The 19,263-nt window shown below is 66.5% G+C and carries 15 protein-coding genes; 14 read left to right on the top strand and 1 reads right to left on the bottom strand.

Going from position 1 to position 19,263, the window contains the following annotated elements; translation table 11 throughout:
* The first annotated feature begins 3 nt into the window (after positions 1-3).
* Genes AC2IR1_RS04275 through AC2IR1_RS04330 form a run of 12 tightly spaced genes read left to right on the top strand, consistent with a single transcriptional unit; the run spans position 4 to position 15,089 of the window.
* Positions 4-1,287, top strand: coding sequence for a TRAP transporter large permease (locus tag AC2IR1_RS04275; protein WP_486475041.1), 1,284 nt, complete (start codon positions 4-6; stop codon positions 1,285-1,287).
* Between the two features lie 17 nt (positions 1,288-1,304).
* Positions 1,305-2,087, top strand: a complete 783-nt coding sequence (locus tag AC2IR1_RS04280) for an enoyl-CoA hydratase/isomerase family protein (protein WP_486475042.1) — start codon at positions 1,305-1,307, stop codon at positions 2,085-2,087.
* 15 nt (positions 2,088-2,102) lie between these two features.
* Complete coding sequence (locus tag AC2IR1_RS04285) at positions 2,103-3,455, top strand: MmgE/PrpD family protein (RefSeq protein ID WP_486475043.1); 1,353 nt, start codon at positions 2,103-2,105, stop codon at positions 3,453-3,455.
* Positions 3,456-3,465: 10 nt separating this feature from the next.
* On the top strand, positions 3,466-4,860 hold the full coding sequence (locus AC2IR1_RS04290; protein ID WP_486475044.1) for a phenylacetate--CoA ligase family protein: 1,395 nt from the start codon (positions 3,466-3,468) through the stop codon (positions 4,858-4,860).
* Positions 4,857-6,176 (top strand): amidase, encoded by a 1,320-nt coding sequence (locus tag AC2IR1_RS04295; protein ID WP_486475045.1) that lies wholly within the window; start codon positions 4,857-4,859, stop codon positions 6,174-6,176. The genes AC2IR1_RS04290 and AC2IR1_RS04295 overlap by 4 nt, the downstream gene beginning before the upstream one ends.
* A complete protein-coding gene (locus AC2IR1_RS04300) occupies positions 6,169-7,560 on the top strand; it encodes an MmgE/PrpD family protein (RefSeq protein ID WP_486475046.1) in 1,392 nt (463 codons plus the stop codon). The genes AC2IR1_RS04295 and AC2IR1_RS04300 overlap by 8 nt, the downstream gene beginning before the upstream one ends.
* 53 nt (positions 7,561-7,613) lie before the next feature.
* On the top strand, positions 7,614-9,290 hold the full coding sequence (locus tag AC2IR1_RS04305) for an ABC transporter substrate-binding protein (RefSeq protein ID WP_486475047.1): 1,677 nt from the start codon (positions 7,614-7,616) through the stop codon (positions 9,288-9,290).
* Positions 9,291-9,300: 10 nt separating this feature from the next.
* Positions 9,301-10,326: an ABC transporter permease gene (locus AC2IR1_RS04310; protein WP_486475048.1), complete on the top strand. Its 1,026-nt coding sequence runs from the start codon at positions 9,301-9,303 to the stop codon at positions 10,324-10,326.
* Positions 10,323-11,213 (top strand): ABC transporter permease, encoded by an 891-nt coding sequence (locus AC2IR1_RS04315; protein ID WP_486475049.1) that lies wholly within the window; start codon positions 10,323-10,325, stop codon positions 11,211-11,213. Before AC2IR1_RS04310 ends, AC2IR1_RS04315 begins: the two co-directional genes overlap by 4 nt.
* The gene (locus AC2IR1_RS04320) at positions 11,206-13,026 is read left to right on the top strand and encodes a dipeptide ABC transporter ATP-binding protein (protein WP_486475050.1); all 1,821 of its coding nucleotides are present in this window, start codon (positions 11,206-11,208) and stop codon (positions 13,024-13,026) included. Before AC2IR1_RS04315 ends, AC2IR1_RS04320 begins: the two co-directional genes overlap by 8 nt.
* 5 nt (positions 13,027-13,031) lie before the next feature.
* A complete protein-coding gene (locus tag AC2IR1_RS04325) occupies positions 13,032-14,666 on the top strand; it encodes a GMC family oxidoreductase (protein ID WP_486475051.1) in 1,635 nt (544 codons plus the stop codon).
* Between the two features lie 15 nt (positions 14,667-14,681).
* Complete coding sequence (locus AC2IR1_RS04330; RefSeq protein WP_486475052.1) at positions 14,682-15,089, top strand: GlcG/HbpS family heme-binding protein; 408 nt, start codon at positions 14,682-14,684, stop codon at positions 15,087-15,089.
* Here AC2IR1_RS04330 and AC2IR1_RS04335 read toward each other — a convergent pair whose 3' ends face one another.
* On the bottom strand, positions 15,090-15,836 hold the full coding sequence (locus AC2IR1_RS04335; protein WP_486475053.1) for a maleate cis-trans isomerase family protein: 747 nt from the start codon (positions 15,834-15,836) through the stop codon (positions 15,090-15,092). It lies immediately after the preceding gene.
* 286 nt (positions 15,837-16,122) lie between these two features.
* Between AC2IR1_RS04335 and AC2IR1_RS04340 the strand changes: the two genes are divergently transcribed.
* Positions 16,123-17,070, top strand: coding sequence for a TAXI family TRAP transporter solute-binding subunit (locus tag AC2IR1_RS04340; RefSeq protein WP_486475054.1), 948 nt, complete (start codon positions 16,123-16,125; stop codon positions 17,068-17,070).
* Between the two features lie 75 nt (positions 17,071-17,145).
* On the top strand, positions 17,146-19,059 hold the full coding sequence (locus tag AC2IR1_RS04345; protein ID WP_486475055.1) for a TRAP transporter permease: 1,914 nt from the start codon (positions 17,146-17,148) through the stop codon (positions 19,057-19,059).
* Positions 19,060-19,263: the final 204 nt, after the last annotated feature.

Below are 19,263 nucleotides of genomic sequence, written 5' to 3' on the forward strand. Positions count from 1 at the left end.
CCCATGGGCGCACCTGCAACTTTCATCCTGGGTGTCCTGGCGCTGTTGCTGCTGGGCGGGACCTGGATCGGCCTGTCGCTGATGGGCGTGGGCATCGTTTCGCTGGAACTGTTCAAGAATATGAAGGTGGGGAACTTCCTTGCCTCCGACATCTGGGCCAATGCCACCTCGGCCGAGATGGTGACGCTGCCGCTTTTCGTCCTGATGGGGGAGCTGCTGTACCACACCCGGCTGTCGCGGAACCTCTTTGACGGGCTTGCGCCCTTCGCGCGCAAGCTGCCGGGCGGCCTGATCCAGGTGAACGTCCTGGCCTCTGCCCTGTTCGCGGCGATCTCCGGCTCTTCGGCGGCGACCACGGCGACCGTGGGCCGGATCACCCTGGACGAGCTGGACAAGCGCGGGTTCGACCCGATGCTGAACCGGGGATCGCTGGCCGGGGCCGGATCCATCGGGCTGCTGATCCCGCCGTCGATCCCGATGATCGTCTATGGCGTGATCGCCCAGGTTTCGATCCTGGATCTGTTCATCGCGGGCATGATCCCCGGGCTGCTGCTGTCGGCCCTGTTCATGGCCTGGGTCGGGATCCGGTCCAAGGCCCCCGTGGAGGAAGGGGTTGAACGGCTGACCTTCCTTGGCGCGCTGAAGGCCCTTGGTCAGCTGGCACCGACGCTGGCGCTGGTGGTCTGCGTCATGGGGTCCATGCTGTCGGGCATCGCCTCCATCACCGAAGCGGCGGCGATCGGCGTGGCCGGCGCGCTGGTGCTGCTGGTGATCGAGAAGGGCAACCGGATCGCCAAGATCGCCGAGGCGCTGATGGGCACGGTGAAGACCTGTTCGATGATCGCGCTGATCCTGTCGGGCGCGCTGTTCCTGACCAAGGCCATGGCGCGGCTGTCGATCCCCAACGACATCGCCCATGCGATCGAGGGAATGCAGCTGAACCCGATCATGCTGATCGTGCTGCTGGTCGTCTTCTACCTGGTGCTGGGCTGCGTGATCGACGGGCTGTCGACCATCGTGATGACCCTGCCCGTGACCCTGCCCCTGGTCACCGCCGCGGGCTTCGACCCGGTCTGGTTCGGGATCTTCCTGATCGTGACCATCGAAATGGCCCAGATCACCCCGCCCGTCGGCATCAACCTGTTCGTGCTGAAACGCATGTCGGGGGATCCCATTGGCCGTCTGGCGAAGGCCGCGCTGCCCTTCTGCCTGCTGATGATCCTGCATGTCGCCCTGATGACCGCTTTCCCGCAGCTGGCCACCTGGCTGCCCGGCGCCCTGCGCTGATGATGACCGGAGTTCACATGACCACCGAAGACCCCATCCTGCTGTCCCGCTCCGGCCCCGTGGCCCGGCTGGTGCTGAACCGGCCAGGGAAGCTGAATTCCCTCGACACCTCCAGCTGGCGCCTGCTGGGCGAAATGATCACCGCGCTGTCCGGCGATCCGGAGGTCCGGGTGATCGTCATTGCCAGTGCGGGCGAAAAGGCCTTCTGCTGTGGCGCCGACATCTCGGAATTCTCGGTGACCTATGCCTCGCCCGAAAACGCGGCGCATTTCGGCGAGGTGTTCAACGGTGCGCTGGATGCGCTGATGAACAGTCCCAAGCCGATCATCGCCGAGGTCGACGGCCTGTGCGTGGGCGGTGGCTGTGCCCTGATCATGGCCTGCGATCTGCGCTATTCCAGCGCCGCCAGCCGCTTTGCCATCACGCCGACCAAGATCGGTGCCGCCTACAGCTTTGGCGATACCAACCGGCTGGTGCAGCTGGTCGGGCCGGGACGTGCCAAGGAAATGCTGTTCTTCGCGGAGCTCATGGCGGCCGAGGACGCCTGCGCGGCGGGGCTGGTTGACCGCGTCTACCCGGTCGAGACGCTGGAGGCGGAGGTTGCCGCCCGGGCGGCAAAGCTGGCGCGGTTCTCCCGCAATTCGCTGCATATCGCCAAGTCCGCGGTCAACGCCATCGTGGGGCAGACCAGCACCACGCCGGCGGAGATAGAGCAGATGCTGGGCGATGTCTTTTCCTCTGCCGATTTCCGGGAGGGCTACAACGCCTTTCTCGAAAAACGCAGCCCCGAATTCAGCTGAGGCCCGAGTATGACCGTGACCGCGAAACAATCTCTCACCCAGGGCCTGTTCGACCTGATGCAGCGGGAAATTCCCGCCGCCACGATGGAACGCGCCCCGCTGCACCTGCTGGACTGGATCGGCTGCGCCATCGGCGGATCCGCGACCGAGGTAGGCCAGAAGCTGCGCACCGTGGGCCCCGTCTACGGGCAGGGCCCCTGCATCGTGATCGGGCACAACGCCGGCCTGTCGGCGGATGGGGCGGCCTTCATCAACGGGGGGCTGGGCAACATCCTGGAGATGGACGACATCCACCGCTCCTCGATCCTGCATCCCGGGCCCATCGTGATCCCGGCCGCCCTTGCCGCCGCAGAGATCCACCACCTGTCCCCGCGCCTGCTGCTGGAAAGCATCATTTGCGGGTACGAGGCGACCATCCGGATCGGGCGCTCCGCCGGGCCGGCCCATTATCGTCACTTCCATGCCACCGCGACCTGCGGGACCTTCGGCGCCGCCGCCGGCGTGGCCCGTGCGCTTGGCCTTGAAAAAGATCGCTTCGCCTGGGCGCTTGGCAATGCCGGGGCGACTGCCGGGGGGATCTGGCGCTGCATCCATGAACAGGTGATGACCAAGCAGTGGCACAATGCGCTGGCGGCCTCTTCGGGGCTGCGCGCGGCCACCCTGGCCGATGGCGGCTTTTCCGGAAGCACCTACGTGCTGGAAGGCAAGGACGGCTTCTTCGAAGGGCTTGCACCGGATGCGGACAAGGACTTCGTGCTGGCGCAGCCGGAGGAGCCCTGGCTGATCCACGACACCTCCTTCAAGCCCTGGCCGAGCTGCCGGCACACGCATCCTTCGCTTGATGCCCTGCGCATGGCGCGGGAAGCGGGGATCCGTCCGGGCGATGTCGCCTCGATCCAGCTGTCGGTCTACAAGGACGCCATGCGGTTCTGCAACCGGCCCCAGCCGGTGACGGAGAACGACGCCAAGTTCAGCCTGCAGCACACCGCCGCCGTCGCCCTGTCGCGGGAGCTGCCGGAGATGTGCGATTTCGCCGTCGAAAGCTTTGCCGACCGGGAGCTTGTCGCCCTGCGCGACCGGGTGAGCGTGGTCGAGGATGCCGCGATTTCCGCAGCCTATCCCAACCATTACGGCGCCAGCGCGCGGGTCGTTCTGACCGACGGCAGCAGCCGCGATTTCCCCGTGCGCGATGCCTGGGGCGATCCCGAACGGCCGCTGGATCAGGATGGGATCATCCGCAAGTTCTGCATGCTGGGCCAGTATGCCGGCGTGTCCGACCCGGCGCTGAGCCGGATCATCGACGCCACGCTGTCGCTGCCCTGGTCGCGCAGCCTTTCCCAACTCAATGCCACCTTTGCCGAGCTTTAAGGACCACGACATGGACTATTTCGCCGCCCTCGACCTTGCCCAGCTGCGCGATCGCTATCCTGTCGGTCAGGCCTTCACCGACCGCTACACCGGGATGAGCCGGGACGAGCTTTTCGCGATCCAGGATGCGCGGTTCCGCGAACTGCTGACCGCTGGCTGGAAGGTGCCGTTCTACCAGCGGCTCTGGGGGGCCGAGGGGATCGAACCCGGGGACATCGACGGGCTGGCCGACATCGCGAAACTGCCGACCTATTCCAAGGACGACCTGATGGAATCGGTCGAGGCCTATCCGCCGCTGGGGGATTTCAACCTGTTCGGCACCTACGCCCCCGAGGCGCGCCCGCCGCTGGTCTTCCAGACGACGTCGGGCACCACGGGGCGCCCGCAGCCGCTGCTTTACGGGCCGATGACCCGCGAGGTGCAGAACATCCTTCTGGGCCGTCTCTACCAGATGCAGGGGCTGACAAACCGCGACGTGGTGCATTCGGTCTATGGCCACGGCACCGTCAACGGCGGGCACTACATCCGCGAGGCCGTCAGCCACTGGGTTGGCGCACAGTTCCTGTCGGCGGGCACGGGGATCGAGACCCGCTCCGCCAAGCAGGTGGAGCTGATGCGCGACTTCCAGGTCACCGCCATCGTGGGCTTCGGCGACTACATCCGAAAGCTCGCCACCGTGGCGCAGGAGGCCGGGCTGGAGCCGGGCCGCGATATCCCTGTGCGGATGATCTCCGGTCACCTGGGCTCCGAAACCGCGGAGGGGCTGGGCGCGCTCTGGGGCGGGGCGAAGGTCTTCGACTGGTACGGCGTGGGCGACACCGGTGCCATCACCGGACAGGGTGCCGATCGCACCGGTCAGCACATCATGGAAGACGCCCAATATGTCGAGCTGCTGGACGTGGACACCCACGCGCCCGTGGCACCGGGGGAGCTGGGCGACCTGGTCTGCACCTGCCTTTACACCACCGATGTCTTCCCGATCATCCGCTTCAACACCCATGATGTGACCCGTGTGATCCCGGGGGACAATCCGCTGGACCTGCCTTTCCGCCAGACGGAAGGCTTCCTGGGGCGGTCCGACAACATGGTCAAGCTGCGGGGCATCAACATCTACCCGCAGGGCATCGGCGCGATCCTGTCCACCGGTTTCGAGGAGACCAACGGCGAATACTACTGCGAGGTGGTCCAGTCCGAGGGGCGCGAGGAGATGGTCGTGCATGTCGAGGCCACGAGCCAGGACGCGGCGCTGACCGAGGCGATGACGAGCCTGCTGCGCGCCCGCCTGGGCGTGGCGATGGATGTCAGCCTTTGCGCGCCGGGGGCCACGGCGGAAGTGACGCAGCTGGAAAGCCGGCAGAAGCCCATCCGCCTGGTCAAGCGCAAGGCCGAGGGTGCCGAGGCATGAGCAAGGCGCCCGATACGGTCCTGTCCCGGACGGAGGCGGCGCTGGCGCGGATCGCGGCGGAGAATGGCGAAAGCCACATCTTCGTGTCGACCTGCGCGGAAACGGCCCGGGCCGAGGCCCGTGCGGCGGATGAACGCCGCGCCGCGGGAACGTCCCTGGGGCTGCTCGACGGGGCGCTGATCGCGGTCAAGGACAACCTGGCGATCGCGGGGGTGCCGCATAGCGCGGGCACCGGTGTCTGGATGGATCGGATCGCCGACGCGGATTCCCACGCGGTGGCGAAGCTGCGGGCGGCAGGCGCCGTGGTGCTGGGCACGCTGAACATGCACGAAGGCGCCCTGGGGGCGACCAATGACAACCCCTTCCACGGCCGCTGCGCCAATCCGCTGGCCGAAGGGTACACCCCCGGGGGCTCCAGCGGTGGATCCGGGGCGGCGGTGGCAGCCGGGCTGGTGGACATGGCGCTTGGCACCGACACCATGGGGTCCGTCCGGATCCCGGCGGCCTATTGCGGGGTCTATGGCCTGAAGCCCACGGATGGCCTGGTGCCGCGTGACGGGCTGGCCTTCCTGTGCCCGCAGCTGGATGCCATCGGCCCGCTCAGCGCGGATCCGGCGCTGCTGCTGCCTGCCGTGCATGCCATGGCCAGCGGCGGCACGGATGCGCTGCGCCTGTCACCCCCCTTCGGCTGGTGCGAGGAAAAGCGGCCCCTTGCGGGCGCCATCGTGCTGTGTCCCGAAAACCTGGTGGACTTCGGCTGCGAACCGGCCGTGCTTGAGGGGTTGGAACGGGCCATCGCCGCGCTGGAAGAAGCGGGCGCGCTGGTGGATCGCGGGCCGCTGCCGGAGTGGGAGCCGGGCCGGTTCCGCCGGGGCGGGCTGCAGCTGATCGAGGCGGAGGGTGCACGGATTTTCGCGGCGGAACTGGCCGACCCCGAAAGCCGGTTGAGCCCGGACTTCCGCGCCATGCTGGACTACGGCGCGCGTCTTCCGGCGACGAAGCTGACAGAGGCGCTGGAGCGGATCCGCTCCGCCGGGGCGATGGTGCACCGTGCCCTGTCGCGCCACCATTTCCTCCTGCTGCCGACGGCGCCGCAACGCGCCTTCCGCTTTGGCGCGGAGGTACCTGCGAACCAGGCCGATTTCACCTGCCTGGCCAACTTCTCCGGCTGTCCGGCGGTGGTGACCCCGGTGCCGATGGAAGAGGGGCTGCCCGCCTCGGTGCAGCTGATCGGCCGCCGCTGGTCCGAGGCAAGCCTGTGTGCCGCCGCGGAAACCCTGGGCGGACTTCTGAAAAGGGAGAGCGTGAATGGATAAGGAAGAGGCCATCATCGACTGGCTGCTGACCCGCGTGGCCGAGACGCCTTTCGAGGCGCTGCCGGAGGCAACGCTGGCACGCACGCGCACCTTCATGCTGGACACGCTGGGGGTGGGGGTTGCCGGCTGCCACGGCACCGGCCTGTCGCAGATCATCGAGATGACGCGCAGCTGGGGCGCGGGGGATGCCGCGACCGTCTGGGTCAGCGGCGAAAAGGTACCGGCGCCCACGGCGGCCTTCCTGAACGGCTACCAGATCCACAGCCTTGAATTCGACTGCCTGGTGGACGAGGCGGTCATGCACCCGATGGCGACGATGGTGTCGGCGGTCATGGCCCATGTGGAACGCCGCAGCGCCGAGGGACGCCCGGTGTCCGGGCGCGACCTGATGGCGGCCGTCGTCCTGGGGATCGACCTGGCGATCTTCCTCGGCCTTGCCTCTCGTCAGGCGCTGCGTTTCTTCCGGCCGGCGACGGCGGGCGGCATGGGCGCGGCAGCGGCGATCGCGCGGCTGGAAGGGTTCGACAAGGCCGGGCTGCGCCAGGCGCTTGGCCACCAGTACGGTCAGCTTTGCGGCACGATGCAGGCCCATGTCGAAGGCTCCCCCCAGCTGGGGCTGCAGATCGGCTACAACGCCCGGGCCGCGCTTGTTTCCGTCGACCTGGTGAAGGCGGGGATCCGGGCGCCGGACCATGCCTTCCTTGGTCCGCACGGATATTTCCGCATCGTCGAGGCCGAATACGACCTGGAGGCGGCGCAGGCCGCCCTGCTGGCCGGGTTCCAGATGGAGAGGATGGCGCACAAGCCCTTCCCCTCGGGCCGGCTGACCCATGGCACCGTCGGGGCCCTGCAGGAGCTGATGGCGGAGCATGGTTTCGCTGCGGCGGATGTGGCGGCGGTCAGGCTGTCGGAACCGCCGCTGGTCTACAGGCTGATGGGGCGTCCCGACGTGCCGGAGCCGGAAGCGAATTACGCCAAGCTCTGCCTGCCTTTCGTGTCGGCGCTGGCGCTGGTGCGGGGCGGGGTGGAGATCCAGCATTTCCTGGATCGGGACACGCTGAACGATCCGCAGATCCATGCGCTGGCGGCGCGGGTCACGCTGGAGGAGGACGGAAATCCCGATCCCAACGCGATGTATCCGCAGGGCCTTGAGGTCACGCTGACCGACGGCACCCAGCATGCGGTGACGATCCCGGCGGCCTACGGCCATCCCGACAAGCCCCTGACCGAGGAAGCGAACCTGGAGAAATTCCGGGCCTGCTGGCGCCACGCGGCGCGGCTGCCCGAACAGAATGCCTCCCGCGTGATCGAAGCCGTGGGGCGGCTCGACACGCTGGAGGACGCGGCGGGGCTTGTGCCCCTGCTGCTTGCCACGTCCGGATAACGACCCGGGCGAAGCCAAAAGAAGAAAAACAAAGTTCCAACAGGAGAAAAAGAATGATTTCCAAAAGAGAAGGAACGCGGCTTCTGGCCGCGACGGCTTTCTGCGCCCTGTTGCCTGCCATGGGCAGCGCGCAGCAGATCCTGATGCTGGCCGAGGACGTGCCTGCGGGCCTTGACTACGACGGGCCCTCGGCCGCCGTGCCGGCTGCCCAGCAGGCCATGGTCAACACCATGGAACCGCTGGTCTTCTACGCCAAGGGTGAGGTCAACGAAGAGGGCGTGCAACTGCCCGACTTCGACACCTTCGAAGGGCGCCTGGCCGAAAGCTGGGACTACGACGAAGCGACCCTGACCTGGACGTTCCACCTGCGCCAGGGCGTGAAGGGCTGCGGCGGCGCGACCTTCGATGCCGATGACGTGCTCTATACCTTTGCCCGCGCCAAGTCGGTCTCGGGTGCGGCGCCGATCGGCTGGTTCCTGTCCAACGTCGGGTCCATCGCGGGCTTCGATTCCTCCGTCTTCGGGGAAGATCCCGCCGCCAAGGAACTGGGCGACACGGTCGTGAAGATCGACGACTACACCGTGCAGATCCGCCAGTCCGAACCCAACGCCCTGTTCCTGCCGGTGCTGGCCGCCTTCGGCCTGCTGATCTTCGACAAGGAGACCATGGAGGCCCACGCCACCGCCGAGGATCCCTGGAGCCATGACTGGGGCAACACGACCTCTGCCGCCAGCTTCGGTGCCTATTGCATCGACGAATGGTCGAAGAACGAGAAGATCTCCTACACCGCGAACGAGGACTATTACCTGGGCGCGCCCGAGATCAAGAAGGTCACCGTTCAGCGCGTGCCGCAAAGCTCCAACCGGGCGGTGGTGCTGATGAGTGGCCAGGCGCAATATGCCTCCGGCCTGACGCCGCGCGAATACGACAGCCTGCGCAAGAACCCCGCCGTCTCGGTGTCGGGCGTGTCCGGCAACGAAGCGACCTTCCTGCACATGAACTTCGATGTCGAACCCTTCGACAATCCGAAGCTGCGCGAAGCCATCGCCTATGCCGTGCCCTATGACCAGATCATCGCCAACGGCTATTTCGGCCAGGCCAGCCAGTGGAACGGCGTCGTGCCTTCGTCCTACCCGGGCTATGTCGATGCGACCGACTTCACCTATGATCCGGAAAAGGCCAAGGAACTGCTGGCGGAAGCCGGCTACCCGAACGGTGAGGGCCTCGATGCCTTCGCGGATGCCTTCCAGCTGACCTACGTGGCCGAGAAGGAAAGCACCCTTGGCCCGATCGTCAACATCATCCAGACGGCGCTGCGCGGCGTCGGCATTCCGGTGACGCTCGATCCGATCCCGCTGTCGCAATACGGCGACCGCCAGCTGGTCAAGCGCGACCTGGGCTTTGCCATCAACGACCAGGAAAAACCGGTTGCCGTGGATGCGGGCTATGCGATCCAGCTGTTCTTCGTCTCTCCCGACAAGGGCGGGCTGAACAACATGGTCAACTACTCTTCCGACGTCGTGGATGAAACCTGGGCCGCCGCCCGCGTCGAACCCGACATGGAGAAGCGTGACGCCATGGTCGCCCAGATCCAGGAGCAGATCGGCAAGGATATCGCCTGGCTTCCGGTGGTCGAATACAAGACCCAGTGGGCGCATTCCGCCGCGCTGAAGGGGCAGTCCTGGTACGCGGACAACGCGCCGCGCTATTTCGACTTCTCGGTCGAGTAAGGGCGCGATCATGCTGAAATATGTCTCCAGGCGGCTTGGCGTCGGTCTGATCCAGCTGCTGGCCCTGACCATCGCCGTCTTCTTCATCATCCGCCTGCTGCCTGCCGATCCGGTGGCACGTCTCGTGGGCATGAATGCCAGCCAGGAGGCATATGCCCAGGCGGAACATCAGCTGGGGCTGGACCGGCCCTTGCTGAGCCAGCTTTCGATCTACCTCGGGTTCAGGCCCGAGGTGGAGCCGGGGCTCGCGCAGGCGTCGCTTGGCACCTCCTGGGTGACGGGGGAACCGATCCTGGGCGAGATCGCCCAGTTCCTGCCGGTCACCCTGCAGCTGGTGACGCTGGCCTTCGTGCTGGCCTTCGTGCTGGCCGTGCCCATCGGCATGGCGGGCGCGCTGAACCCGGGCGGAGGCGCCGACAAGGGCGTCTTCGTCTACTCCCTCTTCGCGGGCAGCCAGCCGGAATTCTGGTGGGGCCTGTTGCTGATCTACCTGTGCTTCTTCCAGTGGGGGATCGCGCCCGCGCCCCTTGGCCTGCTGTCGCCCCTGACCAGCCAGCCGGAGCCGATTACCGGGTTCCTGCTGATCGATGCCATATTGCGCGGCCGCTTCGACGTGTTGGGCGAAGCGCTGAGCCACCTGGCGCTTCCGGTGCTGTGCCTGGCCTTCGTCGTGTCGGGGCCGATCATCAAGATGGTGCGCCAGAACATGATGCGGGCGTTGCAGTCCGACTTCATCCTCTACGGCCGCTCCATCGGGCTGCCGAAGAGGCGCATCGGCCGCTACGCCCTGCGCGCGGCCATGGCGCCTTCGATGACCATCATCGGCATCCTTTACGGCTTCATGTTGTCGGGGGCGGTACTGATCGAAAACGTCTTCTCGCTGAACGGCATCGGGCAATACGCCATCCGTTCGGTGCTCAACTTCGACTATCCCGCCATCCAGGGCGTGGTGCTGGTGATCGCTGCCGTTTCGCTGGTGATCTACCTGGCGCTTGACCTGATCCAGGCGGCGATCGACCCGAGGATCGTCTATTGACCCAGATTGCCGACCCCGAATTCGCCGCGCCGAAGAAACGGTTCAACTGGCTGCTTGCCGTCGGGCTGATCATCGTCGCGGGTGTCATCTTCCTGGCGGTCTTCGGGCCCTATGTCGGGCCCTACGACCCCACGCTGACAACCCCGCGCGTCTCCGTCGCGCCGCCCGCCCTGTCGGAGATCCCGGGCCTTCTGGCCGGATCGCTTGCCGGCACGCTGGACCATCCGCCGCACTGGATGGGCACCGACAGTTCCGGCTACGACGTCTTCAGCCGCGTCATCGCCGCGCCGCGCACCGACCTGACCATTGCGCTGGCGGCCAACTTCGTCTCGCTTGCGCTTGGCGCCGTGCTGGGCCTGCTGGCGGGCTACTTCCGCAACTGGGCGACAGAGATCCTGATGCGGGTCTCGGACGTGCTGCAAAGCTTCCCGGTCTTCATTTCCGCGATGGTGCTGGTGGCGCTGGCGGGCCGGTCCATGGGCAATATCGTCATCGCCCTGGCCCTGGTCTATACGCCGATCTACATCCGCCTGACCCGCGCCGAGGTGCTGCAGAAGAAGGCTGCGGGCTATGTCGAGGCCGCCCGCGCCATGGGCACGCGGGAACTGGCGATCGCCTTCCGCCACGTGTTGCCCAACTCGATGACGCCCGCGCTGATCCAGTCCTCTGTCACCATCGGCATGGCGATCCTGCTGACCTCGGGCCTGTCCTTCGTGGGGGCGGGGGTGCGGCCGCCGACGCCGGAATGGGGGCTGTCGATCTCCACCGGGGCGAACCAGATCATCCTTGGTGAATGGTGGCCCTCCGTCTTCCCGGGCATCGCCATCTCGATCACCGTCTTCGGCTTTGCCGTCCTCGGAAACGCGCTGGAGAACCGCTATGAGTGAGCTGCTTCTGCAAGCGAAGGACCTGATCGTCGGCTATCCGGCGGGAGGGACCTATTCGAAACCGGTCAACGGTGCCTCGCTGTCGATCCGCCCGCGAGAGGTCGTGGGCCTGATCGGCGACGCCGGTTCGGGCAAGTCTACGCTGGCGCTGGCCCTCATGGGGCTGGTGCAGGCCCCGGGCAAGATCCTGGACGGTTCGGTGCAGTTCGACGGGCAGGACCTGACCGCGATGACGGAGGACCAGCTGCGCGCATTTCGCGGCAGCGACATCTCTGCCATCGTGCAGAACCCGCGGGGTGCGCTGAACCCGCTGCTGCGCATCGGCGAGCAGATCTCGAACGCCTATCGCGCCCACACGAAGGCCACCCCGGCCGAGGGGCGCGAAAAGGCCATCGAGATGCTGAAGATGGTGGGCATCAACGATCCCGAGCGTCGGGTGAACGCCTATGCGCACGAGCTGTCGGGCGGCATGGCGCAGCGCGCGATGATCGCCATGGCCCTGGCCGCCAGGCCGCGCCTGCTGATCGCGGACGAGCCGACCTCGGGCCTTGACGTGACCATCCAGGCGCAGCTGCTGGATCAGATGTGGCAGACGGTGCAGGACACCGGATCGGCCATTCTGCTGGTCAGCCAGGACCTTGGCGCCATCGCCAACTACTGCGACCGGGTGCTGGCGCTGCACGACGGAAAGATCGTCGAAGACGCGCCGGTAAAGCGCTTCTTCGCCGCGCCCCAGCATGACTATTCGAAAGACATCCTGGGGCTGCATCACGCGCAGGGCGACCGCTATCCCGAACAGGTGAAGGACGACGCCCGCCGTATCCTGGCCGTTGAAAAGTTGCGCATGGAATTCCCGGTGCGCAATTCGGACAAGAAGGTGCATGCGGTCGGTGATTTCCGCATTGATATCAAGGCGGGCGAAGCGGTCGGGCTGGTCGGCGAAAGCGGCTCGGGCAAGACCACCGTGGGGCGCTGTCTTGTCCGGCTGCTGGATCCGACCGAAAGCATCATCCGCTTCGACGGGATCGACATCGGCTCTCTCGATCAGCGGTCGATGCGCAAGTTCCGCTCGCGCATCCAGTTCGTCTTCCAGGACCCGTTCGACAGCGTGAACCCGCGCTGGACCATCGGTGACATCCTGCAAGAACCCCTGCGGCAGCTGGAAGACATGCCGCGCGCCGAACGTCGCAAGCGCGCCGAGGGGGCGATGGAACTGGTGGGGCTGCCCGTCTCGCTTCTGTCGCGCAAGCCGCGCGGCCTGGGCGCCGGCACCCTGCAGCGGATCAACATCGCCCGCGCCCTGATCTGCGAACCGGAGTTCCTGGTGCTGGATGAGCCGACTTCGGTCCTCGCGCCCCGCGCCCGCAACGCCCTGATCGAGCTTCTGGGCCGGCTGCAGAAGGATCTGGGGATCGCGCTGCTGTTCATCACCCATGACCTGACGACGGTGCGCTACCTCTGTCAGCGGGTGGCGGTGATGTACCTCGGTCAGATCGTGGAGGAAGGCTCGGTGCAGCAGGTCTTCACCGAACCGCGCCATCCCTATTCGCAGGCCCTGCTGGAGGCGCACCTTTTCCCCGATCCCGACCACCGGCGGGTCGACCATCCGGTCGCCTCTGCCCTGCAGGGGGAAATCCCCAGCCCGATCGACCTGCCCAAAGGCTGCTACCTGGCCAGCCGTTGCCCCCATGCGGACGACACCTGCCGGGCCACGCCGCAGCAGCTGGATCGCCTGCCCTCGGGGCAGACGGTGCGCTGCTGGAAGGCAGAAGCGGAGGCCGCAAAGACGGCCCCGGAAACAACAACAGGGTGATTACCATGGACGAATTCGATTTCATCATCATCGGCGCCGGATCGGCCGGGGCCGTGCTGGCGAACCGGCTGTCGGAAGACCCGGCCAACAAGGTCCTGCTGATCGAGGCGGGCGCGGGGGACAAGCACCCGATCTTCCGCATCCCGATCCTGGCCGGCGGGGCCTACTGGTTCAAGCGGTCGAACTGGGGCTACGAGACCGAGCCGCAGGCCGGGCTGAAAGGGCGCACCCTGAAGTGGCCGCGCGGCAAGGTGCTTGGCGGGTCCTCGACCATCAACGGCATGATGTACATGCGCGGCAACCGGGCGATCTATGATGACTGGTCTGCCAGGGAGGGCCTGTCTGGCTGGTCCTACCCGGAGGTGCTGCCCTACTTCCTGCGCGGAGAGGACTGCCCGGAACGTGCGGGCAGCCCCTTCCACAACGTCGGGGGGGAGTTGCGCGTCTCGCCTGCGCCGGCCCTCAACCCGCTTTACGATGACTTCCTTGCCGCGGGCCAGGAAGCCGGGATGGCGCGGATGCCCGATCCCAACGTGGCGGAGCCCGAAGGGCTGGGCCCGTTCGATTTCAACATCCGCGACGGACGGCGCGAAAGCAGCTCTACCGCGTTCCTCTGGCCGATCATGGATCGCCCGAACCTGACGATACGCACCGGCGCGCTGGTGAAGAAACTTTCGGTCAGTGGCAATCGCGTGACCGGGGTCGAGCTGGAAGGCGAGGGTGGCGCCACGTCGGTTACCGCAAGGCGGGAGGTCATCCTCTCCGCCGGGACGATCAACACGCCGCAGATCCTGATGCTGTCGGGGATCGGCCCGGGGGCCGTCCTGAAAGATGCGGGCGTGGAGGTGGTGAAGGACCTGCCCGGCGTGGGGGAAAACCTGCACGACCATATCGGCGTCTACATGACCTATGCCTGCAAGGACCCGGTCAGCCTCTATTCCCTGTTCCGCCCCGATCGTGGCGCGATGCAGCTGGCCAATGCCCTCTTCCGCCGCAAGGGGCCCATGGCCTGTGCCCCGCTCGAAGTCGGTGGGTTCCTGCGCACGCGTGAAGGCCTGTCGGAGCCGGACATCCACATGACCTTCGTGCCCGGGCTCAGCCTGGAAACCAGCCAGAAGGGCCAGGGGCAGCACGGCTACATCATCCACTTCTACCCGACGCGCCCCGAAAGCCGCGGCAGGATCTGGATCGACAGCGCGGATGCCCGCGCCGCCCCGCGCATTGACCCGAACTGCTTTGGCGAGGCGCGCGACATGGAAACCTTCTTTGGCGGGATCCGCCTGGCACACAGGATCGCCACGACCGGCGCGCTTGATGCGCGGCGCAAGGATTACCTGTCCTACGATCCGGCGATGCTGACGGATGAAGCCGCGATGGAGGACTGGGTGCGTGGCAGTGCCGAGACGGTCTTCCACCCCGTGGGCACGGCCCGCATGGGCACCGGCGCCGATGCGGTGGTGGATGCGGAGCTGAAGTTGCACGGCATGGAGGGGCTTCGGATTGCCGATGCCTCGGTCATGCCCTGCGTGACGGGAGCCAATACCTCGGCCCCGACGATGATGATCGCTGAAAAGGCCGCGGACATGATCCTGGGGCGGGCGCCGCTGCCCGCGCTGGATCCCGATGCCATGGCCGCCTGAGACAGGAGAGACAGGATGACGAAACTGACGCAGGAAAGCGTGATGAAGGCCCTTGTCGCGGGGCAGGCAAAGGTGGCGGAGCTGGGCATGCCGTCTTCGCTCGTGGTGCTGGACGAAGGCGCGCGGATGCTGGGTTTCCTGCGCTGTGACGGGGCCTCCTTCGGGACGGGCGACGTGGCGCGGCGCAAGGCCTACACGGCGGCGGCCATGCATATGCCGACCGCGGGCATGGCCGACCTGGCCCAGCCCGGGGCGCCCTTCTGGGGGCTGGAGGTCTGTGGCGAGGAGCCCTTCGTGCTGTTCCCCGGCGGCGTGCCGGTGACCGAAGATGGCCGCACCATCGGGGCGGTCGGTGTTTCGGGCGGCACGCCCGATGCCGACGTGGCGGTCGCAGGTGCGATGATTGCCGCGATCCTGGGGTGATCAGACCTGGAAGAGACGCCCGCCGGCGGGGAGGTCATCGCCGATCCCCGCCGCGCGCAGGCAGGCCCGCAGGGTCGCGGTGTTCGAAGTGATCACCGGCACGCCCAGATCCGCCTCCAGTTTGCGGATCAGGGGCAGGCTGGGAAAGTCGGTGCAGGAGATCAGCAGCGCCTCGCTGCCGGGCACGAAGGCCCCGCGCACATGGGTTTCGACCCGGTCAAGCGGGGTCCGGGCGATCAGTGGGTAGTCCTGCGGGCCGGCCGCGCCCAGGCCCAGCCCGCGGATCCCGGCCACGGCAATTCCATGGTCCCCCAGGAACCGCGTTTCGTGGTCGTTCAGGGCCGCATGGTAGGGCGTTGCAACGCTGATCCGCGCCACGCCCAGGACCCGAAGCGCGTCGATGATCGCATCCGCCGTGGTCACCACCGGCAGGCCCGCCTGTTGCGTCAGCCTGTCGGGCAGCGCGGAGGAGGGCGAAGACATGGATCCCGCAGTGCAGGCATAGGCGATGACCGCAGGCGCCAGCGGCCGCAGCATGTCGATGGCCGCTTCCAGGTCGCGGCGCAGGGCTGCCGCGCCTTCGACGCTTTCGGTGTCCGCATGCAGGGGCATCCGGTGGGCATGGGCCGTGACGCCCGCAGGCAGCAGGCGGGCCCATTCGACCTCATTCACCGTGTTGGTCGGCGGGACGATCATCCCGATGCGGGCGCGGGCGGAATAGGTGGCGGGCGGCAGGGCGGAGCACATCGGGATACCGTGATTGGGGAGGGATAATTGTGCACTGTAATTTTTTCGCGACCGGGACGGAAGATCACGGTGCCTTCCCCATCTGGGAAAAGTGGGCGGCCTCGCGAAAATGCCGAAAAATGCAGTTTTGTAACGGAAATATGCGCGCAAATCCTGTGCGAACCCAACGGATTGGTATGGTTTTTCGCTCCGTACAGGTGAATTTTCCCGGAAAGATCTGGCCGCGCCGCCGTCGCTGTGCCTTCTATTCGGTATACAAAATGAATCGAAAAAACAGGGAAGCAAGATGAAGATGATGAGGAGTTTCGCAGGTGCTCTCGCGATCTGTGCCGGGCTGGCCGGTGGCGCGATGGCGCAGACGGTGGCCCTGGGTACGACCAAGGGCGGTTCCACGGCGCAGGTGGCAACCGCAATCGCCAGCGTTGCGACCCAGTCGGGTGCGCTGCGGGTCATCCCGCAGGAAACGGCCAACACCTCCCAGTACATCCCCATGGTGAACATGGGGCGCGTGGAATTCGGCGTGGCCAACTATCCGCAGATCGCCTTTGCCAGATCCGGCACCGGCATGTCGGAAGGTCAGGCGAATGATCAGCTCGACGTCGTTGCAACGCTCATGAATTTCGAAGTCGGCCTGCTTGTCCTGAAGGATGCGGGCATCGAAAGCATGGCGGATCTGGCGGGGCACAAGATCCCCCGGTTTCCGGACAATTCCCTGGGGGATTACATCATCCGCGCCTCTCTCGCGACTGCGGGCCTGACCTATGACGACGTGACCGAAGTGCCCACGGCGAACTTCCCGGCAATGTTCAGCAGCATCAAGGATGGGTCCATCGACACGTCGATCGCGACGCTCGGCTCTGCCTCGGTGATGGATATCGCGGCCAGCGCGGGGGACGTGGTCTTCCTCTCCTTCGACGGCGAAGGGGATGAGGCCGCAATGGCAGAGGTCCTTCCGGGGTCCAAGGTGTTCGATGTCACCGGGCGGGACCTGCCGGGGGTCGAGGGGGAAACCCGCGTCTTCGGCTATCCCTACCTGCTCTTCGCCAGTGCCGCGACCCCGGATGAGGCCGTGACCGCCATGGTCGAGGCGCTCTACAACGGCAAGGCGGCGCTGGATGAGACAGGCCCCCTGTGGTCGACCTTCACGCCGGAGGGCATGGCGCGGGCCACGGGCCTGCCCTACCACCCGGCCGCTGCCGCCTTCTACGCGGAAAAGGGTATCGAGGCAGAGTGATGCCCGCCTGAAGGCGCGCGCCCGCAATCCGTGGTGCGCGCCTTAGCAATTTTCTTCAGACGTCCGGGATCCACCATGACGCAAAATATCGCCCCGACCATGATCCGGGGGGCCAGGGCCGCGCTTTCGGCTGCGGTCCCCCTTCTGTCGCTCGTCTGGATCCTGAAGCTGCCCATGCATGCCGGGCTGCTGATCTTCCCGGAACAGATCGCGGCGCTGATGCTGGCGGCCTCTCTGGCGGCGGTCTACCTCAATACCATGGGGCATCGCGGCTTGCCGGGCTGGTTGGATGCGATGCTGGCGCTTGTCTCTCTCGGGCTGGGCGGCTGGGTCTTTGTCCGGTTCCAGGTGCTGTCGGAGCAGGCGATCTTCCACCCCGGGGAATCCCTCTGCCTCGGCATCCTCGTCGTGGTGCTGGTGATGGACGGGATCCGCCGGGTGATCGGATGGATCCTGGTCGGGCTCTTCGGGCTCTTCCTTCTTTACGCGCTGTTCGGTGCGCATGTGCCTGGCGCGCTGTCGGGGCGGTCGATGCCGCTGCACGAGGTGCTGGAGTTCCTCGGAACGGACAGTTCGGCGACCTGGGGCGCCTCCCTGCAGGTGGCCTGCTTTGTCGTCGTCATCTTCGTGCTGTTCGGCGGCTACCTCATCGCCGTTGGCGGTGGAGATTTCTTCACCCAGCTTTCGATGCGCATTTCCGGCAACGGGCCGGGCGGGGCGGCAAAGATCGCGGTGACGGCCTCTGGTCTCTTCGGATCCATCTCCGGCTCTGCCGTGTCCAACGTGATGTCCACCGGGGTCATGACCATTCCGATGATCACCCGCTCCGGCATTTCGCCGGTGACGGCGGGCGCGATCGAGGCCGTGGCCTCCACCGGGGGGCAGCTGATGCCGCCGATCATGGGGGCGGCGGCCTTCCTGATGGCAGAGATCCTGCAGGTGCCCTATCGCGATGTCCTGATCGCGGCGATCCTGCCGGCCCTGATCTACTACATCTCGATCTACCTGCAGATCGACTTCATGTCGCGCCGTGACGGCGTCGGATCCATGCGGGATGAGGCACTGGATCGCCTTGGGCGCACCCTGCTGCGGGGCTGGACGACGCTGCTGGGCTTCGTCGTGCTGCTTTCGGGCATTTTCGTCTTCAACCGCGATGCGCAGGTGGCGGCGGTCTGGACGATCTTCGCCCTGATCGCGGTGGCACTGGTGGCCCATGTGGTCAGCCGGGGCATGCCGGGGGCGCTGTCGCCGCGGGGCGTGTGGCAGACCCTTTGCAAGACGGGCCTGGCGACGTCGGAGGTACTTCTGGTCACGGCGGCCGCCGGGATGATCGTCGGCCTCCTGTCGGTCACGGGGCTGGGCTTCACCCTGTCGATCCTGCTGCTGGATCTGGGGGGCACCTCGATGATCGGCATGCTGCTGGTCACGGCGCTGGTCGCGATCGTGCTGGGGCTGGGCCTGCCGACGACGGCGGTCTACCTCCTGCTGGCATCGCTTGCGGCGCCCGCGCTGATCCGTTCGGGGATCGCGCCGATCCCGGCGCATATGTTCGTCTTCTATTTCGGCATGCTGTCGATGATCACGCCGCCGATCGCCCTTGCCTCCTTCGCGGCGGCGACGATCTCCGGCGCGGGGCCGGTGCGGACCGGGATGGAAAGCTTCCGCGTCGGCTGGGTCGCCTACCTGCTGCCCTTCCTCTTCATCTACAAGCCCGCGCTGCTGATGCAGGGATCGGTGCTGCAGATCGTCTATGTCTTCGTCAGCGCGTTGATCGCCCTGGCTCTGGTGGCCGGCGGGATCCTCGGGCATGCGCGCGGGCCGGTGCCTGCGGTCCTGCGGCCGCTCTGGGTGGTTCTGGGCGTGCTGACCATCGCCCCGCTTTCCCGCCTGGGCGGCGGGGCGCTCGAATGGGCTGTCAGCGCCCTGGGTCTGGCGTTTCTCCTGCATCACCTGCTGGGCGCGGCGCGGCGCGAGCGGCCAAGGGTCTGAGCCGGGCCGGCGCCGAATCGTGCCGTGCTGAAGGCAGGGTTTTGGTGCACCAAGGTTCCGGCCTTGTCCGTGGTGTCCGGCGATCTGAGGCAGCTTCCTGCATATTTGGTGTACAAATATTGATTGAGTGAGGCCGGTATGGCGGGTTTTCATGGGGTTCACCTCTGAAACGGTGTACTAAATTATCAACTTCGGACTGAAAAG

Source organism: Pseudooceanicola sp. NS-SX8, from assembly GCF_057380755.1.

Bases quoted from the DNA above. Each gene is read 5' to 3' on its own strand.
- AC2IR1_RS04330 (WP_486475052.1), top strand. From the start codon at position 14,682: ATGACGAAACTGACGCAGGAAAGCGTGATGAAGGCCCTTGTCGCGGGG.
- AC2IR1_RS04275 (WP_486475041.1), top strand. From the start codon at position 4: ATGGGCGCACCTGCAACTTTCATCCTGGGTGTCCTGGCGCTGTTGCTG.
- AC2IR1_RS04305 (WP_486475047.1), top strand. From the start codon at position 7,614: ATGATTTCCAAAAGAGAAGGAACGCGGCTTCTGGCCGCGACGGCTTTC.
- AC2IR1_RS04325 (WP_486475051.1), top strand. From the start codon at position 13,032: ATGGACGAATTCGATTTCATCATCATCGGCGCCGGATCGGCCGGGGCC.
- AC2IR1_RS04300 (WP_486475046.1), top strand. From the start codon at position 6,169: ATGGATAAGGAAGAGGCCATCATCGACTGGCTGCTGACCCGCGTGGCC.
- AC2IR1_RS04290 (WP_486475044.1), top strand. From the start codon at position 3,466: ATGGACTATTTCGCCGCCCTCGACCTTGCCCAGCTGCGCGATCGCTAT.
- AC2IR1_RS04310 (WP_486475048.1), top strand. From the start codon at position 9,301: ATGCTGAAATATGTCTCCAGGCGGCTTGGCGTCGGTCTGATCCAGCTG.
- AC2IR1_RS04295 (WP_486475045.1), top strand. From the start codon at position 4,857: ATGAGCAAGGCGCCCGATACGGTCCTGTCCCGGACGGAGGCGGCGCTG.
- AC2IR1_RS04320 (WP_486475050.1), top strand. From the start codon at position 11,206: ATGAGTGAGCTGCTTCTGCAAGCGAAGGACCTGATCGTCGGCTATCCG.
- AC2IR1_RS04280 (WP_486475042.1), top strand. From the start codon at position 1,305: ATGACCACCGAAGACCCCATCCTGCTGTCCCGCTCCGGCCCCGTGGCC.
- AC2IR1_RS04345 (WP_486475055.1), top strand. From the start codon at position 17,146: ATGACGCAAAATATCGCCCCGACCATGATCCGGGGGGCCAGGGCCGCG.
- AC2IR1_RS04335 (WP_486475053.1), bottom strand. From the start codon at position 15,836: ATGTGCTCCGCCCTGCCGCCCGCCACCTATTCCGCCCGCGCCCGCATC.
- AC2IR1_RS04340 (WP_486475054.1), top strand. From the start codon at position 16,123: ATGAAGATGATGAGGAGTTTCGCAGGTGCTCTCGCGATCTGTGCCGGG.